The organism is Sulfolobus acidocaldarius DSM 639, from assembly GCF_000012285.1.
Taxonomy (GTDB): domain Archaea; phylum Thermoproteota; class Thermoprotei_A; order Sulfolobales; family Sulfolobaceae; genus Sulfolobus; species Sulfolobus acidocaldarius.
Map to the genome: position 1 here is coordinate 66003 of NC_007181.1, position 14992 is coordinate 80994.

General features: G+C 37.1%; 19 protein-coding genes, 1 tRNA gene and 1 other RNA gene. 14 read left to right on the top strand and 7 right to left on the bottom strand.

Annotated elements, in window-relative coordinates:
• Position 1: 1 nt before the first annotated feature.
• The 9 genes from SACI_RS00405 (at position 2) to ffs (ending at position 6474) form a co-directional block, all read left to right on the top strand.
• Positions 2 to 202, top strand: coding sequence for a DNA-directed RNA polymerase subunit N (locus SACI_RS00405; RefSeq protein WP_011277015.1), 201 nt, complete (start codon positions 2 to 4; stop codon positions 200 to 202).
• Between the two features lie 9 nt (positions 203 to 211).
• The gene (gene rpsB / locus SACI_RS00410; RefSeq protein ID WP_011277016.1) at positions 212 to 889 is read left to right on the top strand and encodes a 30S ribosomal protein S2; all 678 of its coding nucleotides are present in this window, start codon (positions 212 to 214) and stop codon (positions 887 to 889) included.
• Positions 886 to 1740, top strand: coding sequence for an AmmeMemoRadiSam system protein B (gene amrB, locus SACI_RS00415; protein WP_011277017.1), 855 nt, complete (start codon positions 886 to 888; stop codon positions 1738 to 1740). Before rpsB ends, amrB begins: the two co-directional genes overlap by 4 nt.
• Complete coding sequence (locus SACI_RS00420; RefSeq protein WP_011277018.1) at positions 1733 to 2419, top strand: hypothetical protein; 687 nt, start codon at positions 1733 to 1735, stop codon at positions 2417 to 2419. Before amrB ends, SACI_RS00420 begins: the two co-directional genes overlap by 8 nt.
• Positions 2394 to 3497: a type 2 isopentenyl-diphosphate Delta-isomerase gene (gene fni / locus SACI_RS00425; protein WP_080504001.1), complete on the top strand. Its 1104-nt coding sequence runs from the start codon at positions 2394 to 2396 to the stop codon at positions 3495 to 3497. The genes SACI_RS00420 and fni overlap by 26 nt, the downstream gene beginning before the upstream one ends.
• On the top strand, positions 3494 to 4486 hold the full coding sequence (gene gds, locus SACI_RS00430; RefSeq protein WP_011277020.1) for a geranylgeranyl diphosphate synthase: 993 nt from the start codon (positions 3494 to 3496) through the stop codon (positions 4484 to 4486). Before fni ends, gds begins: the two co-directional genes overlap by 4 nt.
• Positions 4486 to 5472, top strand: coding sequence for an MraY family glycosyltransferase (locus tag SACI_RS00435; protein WP_011277021.1), 987 nt, complete (start codon positions 4486 to 4488; stop codon positions 5470 to 5472). The genes gds and SACI_RS00435 overlap by 1 nt, the downstream gene beginning before the upstream one ends.
• A gap of 44 nt (positions 5473 to 5516) precedes the next feature.
• Positions 5517 to 6146: an HAD family hydrolase gene (locus SACI_RS00440; protein ID WP_230937893.1), complete on the top strand. Its 630-nt coding sequence runs from the start codon at positions 5517 to 5519 to the stop codon at positions 6144 to 6146.
• A gap of 21 nt (positions 6147 to 6167) precedes the next feature.
• An RNA gene (ffs, locus tag SACI_RS00445) (signal recognition particle sRNA) lies at positions 6168 to 6474 on the top strand.
• Positions 6475 to 6567: 93 nt separating this feature from the next.
• Here the strand turns inward: ffs and SACI_RS00450 are convergent.
• Positions 6568 to 6655, bottom strand: a tRNA-Ser gene (locus tag SACI_RS00450).
• 283 nt (positions 6656 to 6938) lie between these two features.
• Between SACI_RS00450 and SACI_RS00455 the strand changes: the two genes are divergently transcribed.
• Genes SACI_RS00455 through SACI_RS00465 form a run of 3 tightly spaced genes read left to right on the top strand, consistent with a single transcriptional unit; the run spans position 6939 to position 9991 of the window.
• Positions 6939 to 8699, top strand: coding sequence for a cbb3-type cytochrome c oxidase subunit I (locus SACI_RS00455; RefSeq protein WP_015385353.1), 1761 nt, complete (start codon positions 6939 to 6941; stop codon positions 8697 to 8699).
• A 12-nt stretch (positions 8700 to 8711) separates the two neighbouring features.
• Positions 8712 to 9797 (top strand): hypothetical protein, encoded by a 1086-nt coding sequence (locus SACI_RS00460; RefSeq protein ID WP_011277024.1) that lies wholly within the window; start codon positions 8712 to 8714, stop codon positions 9795 to 9797.
• An 8-nt stretch (positions 9798 to 9805) separates the two neighbouring features.
• Positions 9806 to 9991 carry a hypothetical protein gene (locus SACI_RS00465; protein WP_011277025.1) on the top strand — a complete coding sequence of 62 codons (186 nt, stop codon included), beginning with the start codon at positions 9806 to 9808 and terminating at the stop codon, positions 9989 to 9991.
• Positions 9992 to 10002: 11 nt separating this feature from the next.
• Here SACI_RS00465 and SACI_RS00470 read toward each other — a convergent pair whose 3' ends face one another.
• Complete coding sequence (locus SACI_RS00470) at positions 10003 to 10734, bottom strand: TatD family hydrolase (protein ID WP_011277026.1); 732 nt, start codon at positions 10732 to 10734, stop codon at positions 10003 to 10005.
• Between the two features lie 45 nt (positions 10735 to 10779).
• Complete coding sequence (locus tag SACI_RS00475; protein ID WP_011277027.1) at positions 10780 to 10941, bottom strand: AbrB/MazE/SpoVT family DNA-binding domain-containing protein; 162 nt, start codon at positions 10939 to 10941, stop codon at positions 10780 to 10782.
• A gap of 237 nt (positions 10942 to 11178) precedes the next feature.
• Between SACI_RS00475 and lrs14 the strand changes: the two genes are divergently transcribed.
• A complete protein-coding gene (lrs14, locus tag SACI_RS00480) occupies positions 11179 to 11559 on the top strand; it encodes an HTH-type transcriptional regulator Lrs14 (protein WP_011277028.1) in 381 nt (126 codons plus the stop codon).
• A 21-nt stretch (positions 11560 to 11580) separates the two neighbouring features.
• On the opposite strand, the gene SACI_RS00485 is transcribed toward lrs14, so the two are convergent.
• From SACI_RS00485 to SACI_RS00500, 4 genes are read right to left on the bottom strand one after another with little or no spacing between them, the layout of a single operon-like run.
• A complete protein-coding gene (locus SACI_RS00485) occupies positions 11581 to 12252 on the bottom strand; it encodes a diphthine--ammonia ligase (RefSeq protein WP_011277029.1) in 672 nt (223 codons plus the stop codon).
• Positions 12249 to 12716, bottom strand: a complete 468-nt coding sequence (locus SACI_RS00490; protein ID WP_011277030.1) for a hypothetical protein — start codon at positions 12714 to 12716, stop codon at positions 12249 to 12251. Before SACI_RS00490 ends, SACI_RS00485 begins: the two co-directional genes overlap by 4 nt.
• Positions 12710 to 13297: a molybdenum cofactor guanylyltransferase gene (mobA, locus tag SACI_RS00495; protein WP_011277031.1), complete on the bottom strand. Its 588-nt coding sequence runs from the start codon at positions 13295 to 13297 to the stop codon at positions 12710 to 12712. The genes SACI_RS00490 and mobA overlap by 7 nt, the downstream gene beginning before the upstream one ends.
• Positions 13272 to 14441, bottom strand: a complete 1170-nt coding sequence (locus SACI_RS00500; protein ID WP_011277032.1) for a molybdopterin molybdotransferase MoeA — start codon at positions 14439 to 14441, stop codon at positions 13272 to 13274. Before SACI_RS00500 ends, mobA begins: the two co-directional genes overlap by 26 nt.
• Before the next feature lie 19 nt (positions 14442 to 14460).
• Between SACI_RS00500 and mobB the strand changes: the two genes are divergently transcribed.
• Positions 14461 to 14976 carry a molybdopterin-guanine dinucleotide biosynthesis protein B gene (mobB, locus tag SACI_RS00505; protein ID WP_015385354.1) on the top strand — a complete coding sequence of 172 codons (516 nt, stop codon included), beginning with the start codon at positions 14461 to 14463 and terminating at the stop codon, positions 14974 to 14976.
• Positions 14977 to 14992 lie beyond the last annotated feature (16 nt).

The window sequence follows — 14992 nt, forward strand, 5'->3', positions numbered from 1 at the left end:
CTTGATTATTCCGATTAGATGTTTTACATGTGGTGCAGTCGTGGCAGATAAGTGGGAGCCATTTAGTAATAGGGTAATGGGTGGAGAGGATCCTGAGAAAGTGCTAACTGAGCTTGGTGTAAATAGATATTGTTGTAGAAGGATGCTTTTATCCCACGTTAATATTATAAGGGAAATTATACATTATACTAGACCAATTTAGGTGATTTAAATGTCGGAGAAGGAGAGAGGAACAGAATTAAGTGAGGAGGAGAAGGCTGAGCTTCAAAAGACAGAGAAAGGGACAGTAATAGAATTATTAGTTCCGTTGGACACTTATTTATCTGCAGGAGTTCACATAGGTACTCACACATGTACTCGATATATGGAAAGGTTTATCTATAGGGTAAGACCTGAGGGACTTTATGTACTTGATGTTAGAAAAATAGATGAGCGACTAAGAGTGGCAGCCAAGTTTATTTCTAGGTTCAGACCTGAGGCTGTTTTAACGGTTGCTTCCAGACCATATGCCTTTACCCCTGTTCAAAAATTTAGTGAAGTCGTAAGGGGTAAGGAAATTAGTGGTAGATTCCCTCCTGGAACTTTGACAAATCCTTATCTAGATAATTACATAGAACCTGAAGTATTGATAGTAACAGATCCTAGGACAGATTTGCAAGCAATAAAGGAAGCTTCTAAAGTTGGTATACCAATAGTAGCATTCACAGATACTGATGCAAGAGTAGATTTTATTGACGTAATAATTCCTGCCAACAACAAGGGTAGAAAGTCTTTAGCATTATTGTATTGGGTTCTCGCTAGGCAGATTCTGCGAGAAAGGAAAGAGATACCTTTGGATGGTGATATACCTTTAAGGGTTGAGGATTTTGAGACGAGGCTAACAGAATGATAAGAATCCCTGCAGTTGCAGGTTCTTTCTATGAGGCAGATCCTGTTAGGTTAAGAAAACAAATAGAATGGTCCTTTTTGCATGATCTGGGTCCAAAAAGTTTACCCTCTGTTCCTCAAAATAAGCCTCCACAGAGAAGTAATAGATTTTTCGTAGTTCCTCATGCAGGTTATATGTATAGTGGTCCTGTAGCTGCTCATGCATACTACCATCTCTCTTTAGAAGGTTCTCCAGATACAGTTATTATTTTGGGACCTAATCACACTGGTTTAGGTTCATATGTTTCAATATGGCACAAGGGTAAGTGGAAAACTCCGCTGGGAGAAGTGTCAGTAGATGATGAAATATCACTTGAATTAGTGAAATTAACTGAGATTATTGATATTGACGAGAGGGCTCATCTATATGAGCATTCAATAGAGGTTCAAATCCCATTTCTTCAATATTTATTTGGTCAAAACTTTAAGATTGTTCCCATAGTTATAATGATGCAAACACCAGATGTTGCTGAAAGTTTAGCTGAGGGCATTTATAAGCTGGTATCATCAGGTAAGAAGGACATTGTAGTTTTAGCCAGTAGTGACCTCAATCATTATGAGCCACATGATAAAACTATTGAAAAGGATAACTTAGCAATAGATGAAATTCAAAAGCTAGACTATAAGGGGTTATTTAGGGTGGTAGAGGAGAAGGATGTTACTGCATGTGGTTATGGTCCTATAATGACTGTCCTGATATTAGCTAAAAAACTTGGAAAGAAACCATACGTATTAAGGCATGCCACTTCAGGTGACACATCTGGAGATAAATCCTCTGTTGTAGGTTATCTTTCAGTGAGGTTTGGTGATTAATCTACCTCTATCCCTCTTTGGGATTCCAATAAAGGGTGTAAATAATCCAATTTTGACAGCTTTTATAGGCTTCGATGCTCAAGTAAGAGAAGGGGTAGATTCCCCTCTACTTACCGATTTTAAGAGTCTCTTCAAGGAAGCTACAGGATTTGAGTGTAAGGTATTATTAGATATCACAGGAAGTCCAACTCCTTTGTCGTCAACCTACATATATCTTTCAGAATTATTTTTCAGGAAAGCCATAGAAAAATGTGAACTACCATTGACTGAGGAGGAGATGTGGGATACTTTGAAGATGATTGATGATGTATTATATAATTCGCCATTAATCAGAGCACTACGTACTTCTATGAGGATGGGCTCAGGTATATTATATAGGGATGGAGAAGATCCTATACCTGTCTCATTGCCAGAGATGAGTGCGTCTTTGCTGTTCAAGTACCCTATCCCAAACTCGCCTCTGTTCATAGATAACTCACTAATACACCTTTTGGGTATACTCCCTGTAGAATTTGCTGAGACAAAAGACTTGGGGTTATTTAATGTGGAAAACGGCTTATGGAATTCACTTTATAAAATTTCAATACCTTCCAAGGATAGATGGAAATTAATATGGGATTTAAAATATGTGACTGGTATTGAGGTGAGTTTTTATTTCGATAACCAACAGAAAAGTTGAACATGTAGAGATTTGCCTTTACGAGAACGTTGAGGGCTATATATCTAATTACCTGGAATACGTAAGATTAATTCACCAATCTTTACCTGGTTTCTCTTTCTCTGACATTGATACTTCGACTGAGTTCTTAAAGAAGAAGATATCTGCTCCAATTATGATAACGGGCATGACTGGAGGTACAAATGAGTTAGGGAGAATCAATGGTATTATTGCTGAGGTCATTGAGGAGATAGGTATAGCAATGGGAGTGGGAAGTCAAAGGATAGCAATAGAAAAACCTGAAGTGAGAGAGACTTTCAAGATAGCTAGAAGGAATGCTCCTAACTCTCCCATAATAGCAAATTTAGGGGCACCACAACTAACTAGAGGTTATGGATTGAAACAGATAGAGGAAGCTGTTCAAATGCTAGAGGCAGACGCAATTGCAATTCACTTTAATCCCTCACAAGAGGTATTTCAACCGGAAGGAGAGCCCGACTATCCCATGGAAATTCTCGATAAAATACGGGACGTAAGTAAAGCGTTAAGTGTTCCTATAATTATAAAGGAAAGTAGTGGTGGTTTATCAAAAGAATTCGTATCATTATTCTACTCTAATGGCTTCAGATATTTTGATGTTTCAGGACAGGGAGGCACAAGTTGGGTTGCCGTGGAGATGTTCAGAGGTCTTAGAAGAAATAATTGGAAGGCTGAAAGTGCTAAATTATTTTCTGATTGGGGAATTCCTACTGCCGCAACAATAATTGAAACCAGAGTTTCAGCTCCTGATGCTTTTGTTATAGGAAGTGGAGGGGTTAGAAATGGCTTAGAGGTGGTAAAATCAATATCCCTAGGTGCCAACATAGGTGGTTTTGCTCTACCTGCACTGAAAGCTGCGATAAGGGGTAAAGAGGCTCTGAAACAATTTTTACAGCAGGTCATCTTTGAGATAAAGGCAGCTATGTTTTTGATAGGTAGTAAGACGGTTAGAGATGTGTATAAAACACCCCTAGTTATACATGGACCACTGAGGGATTGGATGGAGTCAAGAGAGATAAGCTTATCTACTTTTGAGAGTGTTAGAAAGAGAAGAATATGAGTTACTTTGACAACTATTTTAATGAGATTGTTAATTCTGTAAACGACATTATTAAGAGCTATATATCTGGAGATGTTCCTAAACTATATGAAGCCTCATATCATTTGTTTACATCTGGAGGTAAGAGGTTAAGACCATTAATCTTAACTATATCATCAGATTTATTCGGAGGACAGAGAGAAAGAGCTTATTATGCAGGTGCAGCTATTGAAGTTCTTCATACTTTTACGCTTGTGCATGATGATATTATGGATCAAGATAATATCAGAAGAGGGTTACCCACAGTCCACGTGAAATACGGCTTACCCTTAGCAATATTAGCTGGGGATTTACTACATGCAAAGGCTTTTCAGCTCTTAACCCAGGCTCTTAGAGGTTTGCCAAGTGAAACCATAATTAAGGCTTTCGATATTTTCACTCGTTCAATAATAATTATATCCGAAGGACAGGCAGTAGATATGGAATTTGAGGACAGAATTGATATAAAGGAGCAGGAATACCTTGACATGATCTCACGTAAGACAGCTGCATTATTCTCGGCATCCTCAAGTATAGGCGCACTTATTGCTGGTGCTAATGATAATGATGTAAGACTGATGTCTGATTTCGGTACGAATCTAGGTATTGCATTTCAGATTGTTGACGATATCTTAGGTCTAACAGCAGACGAAAAGGAACTTGGAAAGCCTGTTTTTAGTGATATTAGGGAGGGTAAAAAGACTATACTTGTAATAAAAACACTGGAGCTTTGTAAAGAGGACGAGAAGAAGATTGTCCTAAAGGCGTTAGGTAATAAGTCAGCCTCAAAAGAAGAATTAATGAGCTCAGCAGATATAATTAAGAAATACTCTTTAGATTATGCATACAATTTAGCAGAGAAATATTATAAAAATGCTATAGACTCTTTAAATCAAGTCTCCTCTAAGAGTGATATACCTGGAAAGGCTTTAAAATATCTAGCTGAATTTACGATAAGAAGGAGAAAATAATGCTCGTATCCCTGCTTGGTATTCTTCTCTCGGTAATTGTAGGTTTTGTGGTTACATTAATATCAACTAAATGGGTAATTGGGCTCTGCAAGAAAAGGGGTTTTACAGGGAAGGACATAAATAAATTGACTAAGGATGATGTTCCTGTACTTGGCGGTATAGGAATTGTGGCTGGCTTTGTGGCTGGGTCTTTTACCTTTTTATTAACCTCTTATAATCTTTCTCCTGGAATAGAAAACGTGGTTGTGTCTATATTATTATCATCATTGATTATAGGTTTTCTTGGTCTACTTGATGACATTTTCAACATAAGCCAGGCTACTAGGGCATTTCTTCCAATATTTGCCTCAATTCCTCTGATATTATATAGTGTTGGTCATACGATAATTTCAATCCCTTTTCTGGGTAAGGTAAACTTCGGAATATTATTTTATATTATAATACTCCCTGCAACATTAACTATAACTGCAAATGCCTTCAACATGCTTGAAGGACTTAACGGTTTAGGGGCAGGAATGGGTCTAATTATGGCTCTAGCTTTAGCATACATAGGGTTAAAATCTGGAGGTACATCATTTTACGCCGGTATCGTATCTATTATCCTAGCGTCAGTACTCTTTGGTTTTCTAATATTCAATTTCTATCCGGCTAAAACTTTTCCAGGAAATATAGGTACTTATTTTATTGGATCTGTTATCGGTTCAATTGGAATTTCAGGATACATGTATACTGCCCTATTCTTCTTGTATCTACCATATGTAATTGAGTTTGTTTTAAAGGCTAAAACTAGGTTTAAGGGAGTCTCGTTCGGAAAAATTGACGATCAAGGTTACCTCCATTGGGACTCTAAGCCAAATTCATTAACACATATAGTTATGAGGATTGGAAAATTTAAGGAATATCATATCGTCCTCATAATTTGGGGAATAGAGATACTGTTTGCAATTTTAGCAGTAGTGTTTCAAACGGTTACGATAACCATCTAATGATATACAATATTTTTATTTTCGTGATAAAATACAATTTCCCCGTGTTTAAAGTGAAGGGCGTAATATTTGATCTAGATGGAACCCTTGCAAATACAGCACTTATTCACAAGGAGGCTTGGGAGAAAGCCCTTGATAGACTTGGTATAAAGAGTGACGTGAAAATTGATAACTTACTTGGAAGGAAAAGTAGTGATATAGCTAAACTATTGGCTCCTAATAATTGGAGCGAATTAATTAACATAAAAAATCAAATTTATGTAGAACTAGTTAAGGAGAAAGCTTCTCCAACACCCTGTGCTTTGGATCTATTATCCTACTTGAGAAAGAAAGAAATAAAGACAGCCATAGTTACATCTTCAAATAAACTTTCCTCAGGTAGTGTTTTAAAGAAATTGGGTATTACCAGTGAGGTAGTTCTTACGGGCGATGATGTAATTAACAGTAAGCCAAATCCAGAAGGGATAAATAAAGCCTTAAGTTTACTCTATTTGGACGGAAGAGACGTGATAGGTGTTGGAGATACAGAGGTGGACGTAGAGGCATATTATAAAGCTGGTCTAGGAGGTATATATCTTGTAAAATCTGGTGTTCCTTTTAGGGAAGAAGTAGTCAAAATGTATGGTGGGATTGTTATCTCATCTTTATGTGAACTATTAGAGTTAATCTCTTAATTTTATATAATGATTATTATATGGTCAGGTAGGGTGGAGGGTCTCGCCAGCCCTTATACCCACATGGCGCAACGTGGGCACCAGTAACTCCTATGCTATAATACCTGCTCTTCGAGATCCCAGTCTAACTATGATCATCGCCCGACGGGGCGAGATAGTCGTGGGTTCCCTTTCTGGAGGGAGAGGGAATTCCACGTTGACCGGGGGAACCGGCCAGGCCCGGAAGGGAGCAACCGTGCCCGGCTATCCGCGTTCGTCGGTCTCCGATAGGAGGAAGACTGGGGGTAAATCTCGGGGAGTAAGGGTTATGGCATAGGGGAGCTGACCATTTATTTTATGGTAATAGTTTATTTGGTTCATGTTCATTTACTATGTCAAATTTTCCTTTGTGACTCAAATTACAATTATAAGATAATATTCATGGCGCCGGGGGCGGGATTTGAACCCGCGCGGGGTGGGACCCCAGAGGCTTAGCAGGCCTCCGCCCTACCGAGCTAGGCGACCCCGGCAATAAGTACTTGATATTATAAATTATCAAGGTTATAAGTGTTTTCTCTTATGTCTCTAATTTAGATCAGCCTACTCTTCTAACTAATGTTATCCTGGTGAACATAAAGGTGTGATTCAAAGACTCTAATTTGTAATAATCATCATTTATGAAATCTAATCAGTTATGAAAATTTATAAATAATTATTTTTTGAAATAAACTCAGTTAATACTGTTTTCATCAAATTTATTAAAAAAAGTTATTAAGCCCCTTCCACTGATCATATTTTAGATATAGTATGTCTATGACATTTAGGAATATTATAGTAACTTTATTCCAGTTGGACAAGGACTGGACCACAAGAATAGTATCCTCTATGCTCATTTTAGGTGTGGTCTGGGGCGCATTAGGTGTTATAGATGGACTAATGGTAAGAATACAAGAGTCTGCATGGGGCATATATGGTTTCCTCCCCTTCACGCCACAGGAATACTTCGCGGGAATAACTCTACATGCAGAAAGAACATTGTTTGGGTTTGCCCAACAAATTATCTTTGCAATTATTATATATCTCGTGATAAAGCTAATGGGGATACAGCCTAGATTGAAATGGTTGCTAAATACTGCGTTTGTTCTTCTAAATATATCAATGATGCTTATGGAGGGTCCTATACTTATTTATCCTTCTCAAGCCTTTGATAATTACTTTTCGGCAACCATCTGGTATTATCTATCACCAATAGGGATTCCTGGCTACTCGCTTTATGTAGTTTCTCCGCTATTTTTTATTGGTTGGATCCTTAATGACGCCTTCGTATACTTGGCTGGTTTTTGGATTGCCTACCACATGTATATAGGTACTAGAAATCTTAAAGAAAAACTTCCAGTCCCCTTACTCTTCTTCTTAGTAGACATATTAATATTTATGATAGGATATACGGGAGTTACAGCCTCAGATGTATGGGATATATTATCTTTCTTTGGTGTAGTTCCAATGAATGCTCTTCTGAATCAAATAGCATTCTGGATATTTGGTCACTCTGTGGTTTATATGTTATGGTTGCCAGCAGTAGCTGCACTATATCTTCTAATTCCCATGTTGGCCAACAAGCCCTTATTTAGTGACAGGATGGCTCGCATATCTGCAATATTATATCTAGTATTTTCTAACAATGTTCCAATTCATCATATGTATACTATTAATTTGCCTGTAGAACTAAAGTTTGTTCAAGAGGCTCTGACTTATGGTGTTGTAATTCCCAGTTTCATGACATTCTTAAACTTGTGGGCAACAGCAAAAGGGGCGGATGTTAAATGGAATATAATTACTGCATTTACAGTTACAAGTTTCGCTGGTGCAATTCTAGCTGGAGTTACTGGTATTGCTAATGCAACTGTCTCATTTGATTTCATAGTAAACAACAGTATGTGGGTTGTAGCCCATTTCCATCAAATGATTTTACTAAGTATTGTACCTGGCGCAATGGCTGTACTTTACGTATTGATACCAATGATTTCAGGTAAAATGTGGTATTCTAGTAAAATGGCTTGGTTCCATTTCTGGGGTTATATAGTTGGTGTGGTTATCCTTACTGTATCTTTTGAATTATTAGGTTTTTACGGGATAACAAGAAGGGCAGAAATAGTTCCTAGAGCGGGAGGGATACCCCTTGCAGAGAATTTGGCTACTGCAGGTGCAGCAATAGCCGATATTGCCACGTTAGGATGGTTCATTAACGTTATACTTACAATTGCCAAGGGAAGTCAAGTAAGTTTGGAGGGTTTGTCGTTAGGTCAGATCGTTGGCACTGTTTCTATGCAACTAGATTGGGGTTCAATATCTTTGCTTAAGGATAAAATTCCTAGAATTAGAAAAGGTCTATCAGCTTCATTAGTCTTGGCAATTTTGGGCGCATTGATGATAGTCTCTAGCTCTATAATCTTAGCATCAGCAGGTGATGCGACTTCTCCTACTGACCCACTTGAGTGGTTATGGTTAGCTGTCTTCACACTGGGGATAGTCATGGTTGCGGTGAACGCTTTTCGTCTCTTTAAGGGTTTATGAGGGGTGAAAAAGTTGACTGAAGGTGGAGATAGGTACGAGATATATTGGATGGTGATAGGTATCGTGTTACTAGCAATTACTGCACTAGCGACCTATCCTATGGTTTACACATTAGGTGGAAGCCCTAACGTAACTTCAGATATCCCATCTAATACATCGAGTAATAGAGTCATAAATACCATAATTAACGCTACCCAGTACACGTTTATGATAAGTGAGTCCTCAGAAAGCCTAAAGTCAATTACGATTCTTCCAAACGGGGAAATTTTACCATATTACTACAATCTCATGGTTGTTCATCCAGGCGAATATTTAAACATGACAATGTATGGTGTTGAAGGTAAATCAGCCACAGAAAGTATGTATATTCCTGTCTATAACTCCAAGTATGTAGTAGATACAAAGATTTTACCTGGGATATCACAGTATGCAGTATGGTACTCTGGTACCACTAATGGTTCATATTTACCCTATGGCGCATATACTTTCTTAAACTCAGAATATAATGGTCCTTGGTTTTCATATCAGGCTGGGGAAATTTTAGTAATACCTGAAAGCGGATATATTCCCTATTCCTCTCTTCTTTCATATATCTCATCAACTAAAGTTGCGCAGTCGTCAGGATTGATTGGAGACCCATATAATCCTCCTCTTTACATTAGTAATTCTACTGATCCTACGTTCTACTTAGTCAGTGATGATTATGCATTGTTTAATGATAGTGTTCCCGGTCCTACATTTGCTGTCGCGGAAAATTCCACTGTTACTTTAAAGATCTATATTCCAACTCCAAAAGGAGATCATAATTGGCTGTACAACTACTCAAGTAACGGGGAACCTTACGCAATTAATAATATCTATGTAGGTGTTTATGCGGTATGGTGGAATGGAACCATAACTCCTGTTGTTTATCAGCTTATAAAATACGATTCGCCAATTAACTTCACGTTTGAAGCTAGAGCTCCGGCATATCTATATGGTATCATCTATCCTTCCTTCTATAACTTCAATCCAAACAACCTATCAAGTAGTTTGTTAGGAGAGCAAAAGGGATATGTAATGTCCTTATGGGGTTCAGTCTTAGTTTTTGAGGGGTGAGAACTAAAATGGTTAGTTTCTTTAAACTGTTAGGAATAGGTTACTTATTTGCTGTAATAGGATTGATCTGGGAACTCCTGGATATAACTCTTCACCAGGCTGCAACTAGATATGTTCTACCATTTACAGTTACGGCATTTATTGGGTTTGTAATATTTTTCCTGATGGTCTACTTTTCACCCAGTAAAAAGTGAATTTCTTTTTTCTATTTCATCAGTATCTTTTTAGTGAAGTTCTCATGAATTTGTCGAATAACCTCCTTCTCTTCAATTTTCTTTAATTCAGCTATCTTCTTTACTGTAAATATTACATTACAAGGCTTATTTCTCTCCATCTTTTGTGGTGGTAGAAAGGGTGAATCTGTTTCAGTTAAAATATAGTTTAAATCTATATTTTTTACTACTTCTTGCCTGTATTTATCCCTAACTATAACTGGTGGAATTGAAATCATGCCACCTAACTCCACTATTTTTTGGGCTACAGAGGGACTTCCCTCAAATGCATGTATGACAAAGTTTACATTATATGAGGACAGGAGATTAATTAAATCATTAATTCCTCCTCTCACATGTATTATTAGAGGTTTTCTTTGGCGTTCCCCTTTATCTAAGAATTTTGAAAGTATCTCTAGCTGTTTTTTCCTGAATTCAGGTTCCTTTATCCAAAAGTAGTCTATTCCTACTTCACTTATTATATTAACATTATCGACTAGCTCAAGACATTTATCAACCTCATCTAACTTATCTTTTACGAACTCAGGGTGAAAACCTACTGCTGGTATTACATTGTTATACTTCTTATAGAGTTCTAAAGTTTTGAGGTTACTTTTTATATCTACTCCTGCGTTAATTACTGTTATTTCGCATTCACTTAAAACTAGGTCTCTGTCTCCATCAAAAGACTCCACATCAATATGCGCATGAACATCTACATACATTGTAAGCCAGAAATAAATTAAGGTATAAAATAATAAAAAGGATTTTTATTTCCAGGCTTCCCTTAGGATTTGTATTTTCACTACATTCTCGTTCTCATCATAGATAACTCTAACTAGATCTCCTTCTTTGACTTGGAATTTCTGTCTTATTTTTGCAGGGATTGTCACTTGATAATTTCTTGATACTTTAACTATCTCTTCCACCATGTTTTCCCAGTCATAATATATTTATCATAATATTTAAAACTTTACTATAAATATGAAAAGTCAGATTTCCGCGGAAAAGGGAAAATAGTACTAATAAGATTAGATGTGTTTTTTGATATTTTTTGTCAGAAACGTTAAATCCTATATTTATCTAGTTTAAAAGTATAACTTGATATGATTTATAACGATCAAAAAAATATAAATACTTGATCAATTAGAACTTTATTTGTGAGATAAATGTCCCAAATTAGCGGAGCTAGAATGAAGTTTCCGTCTGGAAAAGACGCTACATTAATTGACGTACTATCGTTCTGTTATGGTCTTTCAGAAACTGATGTACAAGTATTAGTTGCATTAGCAAAAAGCGGTGCTAAAGGCACAGAAGAATTGGAGAGTGACCTCAAATTATCTAAGGCTTCTATAAATCGTAGCCTCAATAAGTTGCTTGAAATGGGTTTAGCAATGAGGATCAAAGAGTCTGTAAATAAGGCGGGTAGACCTAGATATCTCTATAAGGCTAGAGACTATAATGAGCTTAGGAGTAAAATATTAAGTGATCTTAAAGATTGTGCAGACAAAATGGCTAAACTAGTTGAGCAAGAATTTACCCTTCAGTAATTCCCTTGACTTTTCCCCTACTTAGTAAACATCCTCTATGACATATTTCCACTCGAACTCACTCACTCTTTCTTTATGTCCACGTATTTTTAGCTCTCTACTGAATAAAGGTGCATAAACCACGAATGTTTCAGCTTCTCCACCTTCAAAAGCGGGATTAAAACCATATCTCTCAGCAGCATAAACTATCTTCTTGATATCTTCCATTTCGATGACCTTTCCTACTAACTCAAAGGGAAAGCCATAAGCTGATGCTGAAGTTATAATGAACTTAAATCCATCTCTAACTAGGCTATACATGTACTCTTTCTGGTCTTTTCTCCAGAGCGGAGTGTAAGTCTTTAACCCAAGCTCTTCAGCAATGATACTTATATTCAATCTCTGGTAATCTGATAAGAGAGCTCCAGCTACTATTCCTTTAGCACCTTTCTTTTTAGCTTTTTCAAACGCAATTTTTAGGTCGTTTAGCTCCCTGTCCTTCTCGCCAGTAGTTTCCTGTTGTATTATTTCGAAACCCATTACCTCAGCCTGTTTCTTTGTGAATATGACATTAGGGTATTGAAACATCCAAGAGTCTTCCCTTCTGGGGAGAAGAGTTATTAAACATATCACATCAAAGCCCTTAAAGACTGCCCAATGTAATGAATATGTACTGTCTTTTCCCCCTGAATATAGCACGCAAACCTCTTTCATATTTTATAACAATAAATTGTATGTTCAGTGGGTCCAAAAAATCCCATCGCTGTAATTCTCTTTACCTTTACCAGGTCTAGTTTTTGAAACTGAAAGTCGTGAGAGACTATTTTAGCCCCCTTTTTTGCATAACCTAATATATACGGTTCAATAATCTCGTTAGTCCTCGTGGACAAATAGGATACTAGAATTGTGGCTCTAGGCAACAAGACTGGAGCCAATGAGATCATATCCCCACATATGATTTCAACATCTCTGTTATTCTCTTGGTATGAAACAAAGGAGAGCTTTTTATCCAATTCCACACCTATTGCTAGTTTTACCTTAAATTCCTTTTTTGCCACATTCAATATGGCACCCATTCCGGAACCAAGATCTAGAACCACATCATTTTCATTAGCGTCTGCACACCTTAACATTTCTCTTGCTACTTCCGGAGGTGTAGGAACAAATGGTACTAACATTTTATTATATATTTACTTAATGTAAATTTAGGTTTATAGGAATTTGTAAGATCATCCCAGTTATTAACATTTACAAAGGACTTTAACGGTATTCCTTTGAGCCTAATTTCATGAGTGCCAACAATATATATCCTTTTAGCCAGTTGTACGAAATCTAACATCTTCTTTACCTTATCGATGTTATCCCTGAGAAATTTCAGGGAGTAGCATCCTATAAGAGGTTGTAATTCACCCGTATCAACTATAGATATTTCCGCGTCTTTACTGCAAATCTCGTCAGCTATTCTCTTCGAAAGAAAGGGATAGTCACAGCCCGTTATAAATACCTTCTCCTTACTCAAGTAAGGTAATGCAAGCTTTATTGCTTCTACTGGTCCTCCATTTACATTGTCCAATACTTGAATTCCATTTTTTATCCTTCTAATTCTTTTTGTTACTATTATCGGTTCATCAAAATTTTCACTGATTCTCTGAAGGAATGTTTTACAGTCAATTTCATGGTCACACTTATCCTCCCCAAACCTTTTTGAGGCTCCTCCTGCAAGGATTACAACGTTATAAGATAAGGTGCTGAAGCTCAATTTCTTCTCCCTTATGGTAGATTCTGCCTCTCTTTAACACTCCAAACCCCTTAGCTTTAATTAGTTCGCTATAAAGTCCTGTACCCCATCTAAGCGGTTTAGCCAAAATGCCAATAGTGTCAAATAGATAAATGGAATCCATTTTGTGCTCGACCTGTACATCCTCAGAGAGTATATATTTTCCAAATTTTCTCACTTCCTGTCCTATCATTCTGGAAATCATATGTAACCCATGCTCATGAAATACAGTCAGAGCTGACACTACTTGTCCTGGAAGATTAATGACAGGTTTTCCATTGATTACACCGACTCCACCTCGTTTTATTATATTTACACTTACTCCCTCGAACAATAAGTCCCCTAATTCTGCTATAACTCTCTTTGAGTAGTCCTTTTCCCCAACCGATGATCCCCCTATCAACACTATGTAGTCACAGTTCTCAACCATACTTTCCAGCTTAGTCTTCAGAGATTCCTTATGATCACTGACTATTCCAAAGTAATTTGCAACTCCGAACTTTCTGAGTATAGAAATAAGAATAGGTGAGATTGAGTCTGGTATCTTATTATCCTCAGGAGAGTCATAGGGACATAGTTCGTCCCCAGATGCCAAAACACAACTATTAATATCCACGATATCAACCTCTCTGATTTTTTGCATTGTTAGAACGCCCAAGTGATAATGGTTTATGACTTCTCCTTTTCTGACTATTATATCTCCTTTCTTAATATCCTCTCCTGCAAACTTTATGTCCTTGCCTTCGAATACGTCTTCACTGAACACTATTTGATTATCTCCACTTATTTTAGTGGCTTCTATCCTAGCTATAGCATTTGCACCTTTAGGTATTGGAGATCCTGTTGCAACATAATACGCCTCTCCTTCTTTTAACTGTGGGATTTCTGAACTGGATGGAAATATCTTCCCGGCGATCTTTAACTTACCATTCTTCTTATAGTCAGAAACATTGAACGCAAATCCATCCATTGCAGAGATGTTAAACTCAGGGATATCGATCTTAGCCACAATGTCTTTCCCTGCTACTCTCCCAACTGCATTGTATATGCTCTCAGACCTAATATTAGCATTTCTTATGTTAGCATTATCTATTATCTTCCTAGCTTCTTCCAGTGATATTAACATTAAATAAATATTTCCTTTTATGCAAAAAAACATTATGGACTGTATAATTCAGGTTGTAGGTAAGAAAGATTCAGGTAAGACCAGTGCAATAGAGAGGGCAGTCAAGTCTCTCAAGGATATGGGATATTCCGTTACTGTTCTCAAACATTCTCATCATTCCCTTGATTCACCAGGGAAAGATACCTTTAGGTTTAAGCAAGCTGGAGCTGATTATGTCCTCTTCTTCGGAAACGATTGTGGTATGTTTATTCCTTGTGACATTAATATAATCTATCTATTACCCACAGACATTCTTATAATAGAAGGGTATAAAGACCTTAGTTTAGGGCAAAAAATTGAGATAGAGTCGCCGTCTCAAATAGAGAGTGTGTCGAAAAGGATAGTCGAACTAGGAAGTTTATGTAATAAATTGGAAGGGAAGTTCATTGTGAATGGGGGAAATGAGGTTGACATAAGTAGGGATAAGATGTTAAAGATGTTGTACAAACTTCTGAATTTTTTAAATATTAAGGAATTGTCCGTGAGAAATAGCTAATTTAACTTCTTAAGTT

What these genes read in the sequence shown, in the direction of transcription:
- SACI_RS00500 (WP_011277032.1), bottom strand. Translation starts at nt 14,441, where the DNA reads ATGTTAATATCACTGGAAGAAGCTAGGAAGATAATAGATAATGCTAAC.
- amrB (WP_011277017.1), top strand. Translation starts at nt 886, where the DNA reads ATGATAAGAATCCCTGCAGTTGCAGGTTCTTTCTATGAGGCAGATCCT.
- SACI_RS00490 (WP_011277030.1), bottom strand. Translation starts at nt 12,716, where the DNA reads ATGTTAGTACCATTTGTTCCTACACCTCCGGAAGTAGCAAGAGAAATG.
- lrs14 (WP_011277028.1), top strand. Translation starts at nt 11,179, where the DNA reads ATGTCCCAAATTAGCGGAGCTAGAATGAAGTTTCCGTCTGGAAAAGAC.
- SACI_RS00470 (WP_011277026.1), bottom strand. Translation starts at nt 10,734, where the DNA reads ATGTATGTAGATGTTCATGCGCATATTGATGTGGAGTCTTTTGATGGA.
- SACI_RS00465 (WP_011277025.1), top strand. Translation starts at nt 9,806, where the DNA reads ATGGTTAGTTTCTTTAAACTGTTAGGAATAGGTTACTTATTTGCTGTA.
- rpsB (WP_011277016.1), top strand. Translation starts at nt 212, where the DNA reads ATGTCGGAGAAGGAGAGAGGAACAGAATTAAGTGAGGAGGAGAAGGCT.
- SACI_RS00475 (WP_011277027.1), bottom strand. Translation starts at nt 10,941, where the DNA reads ATGGTGGAAGAGATAGTTAAAGTATCAAGAAATTATCAAGTGACAATC.
- SACI_RS00485 (WP_011277029.1), bottom strand. Translation starts at nt 12,252, where the DNA reads ATGAAAGAGGTTTGCGTGCTATATTCAGGGGGAAAAGACAGTACATAT.
- SACI_RS00455 (WP_015385353.1), top strand. Translation starts at nt 6,939, where the DNA reads ATGACATTTAGGAATATTATAGTAACTTTATTCCAGTTGGACAAGGAC.
- mobB (WP_015385354.1), top strand. Translation starts at nt 14,461, where the DNA reads ATGCAAAAAAACATTATGGACTGTATAATTCAGGTTGTAGGTAAGAAA.
- gds (WP_011277020.1), top strand. Translation starts at nt 3,494, where the DNA reads ATGAGTTACTTTGACAACTATTTTAATGAGATTGTTAATTCTGTAAAC.
- SACI_RS00435 (WP_011277021.1), top strand. Translation starts at nt 4,486, where the DNA reads ATGCTCGTATCCCTGCTTGGTATTCTTCTCTCGGTAATTGTAGGTTTT.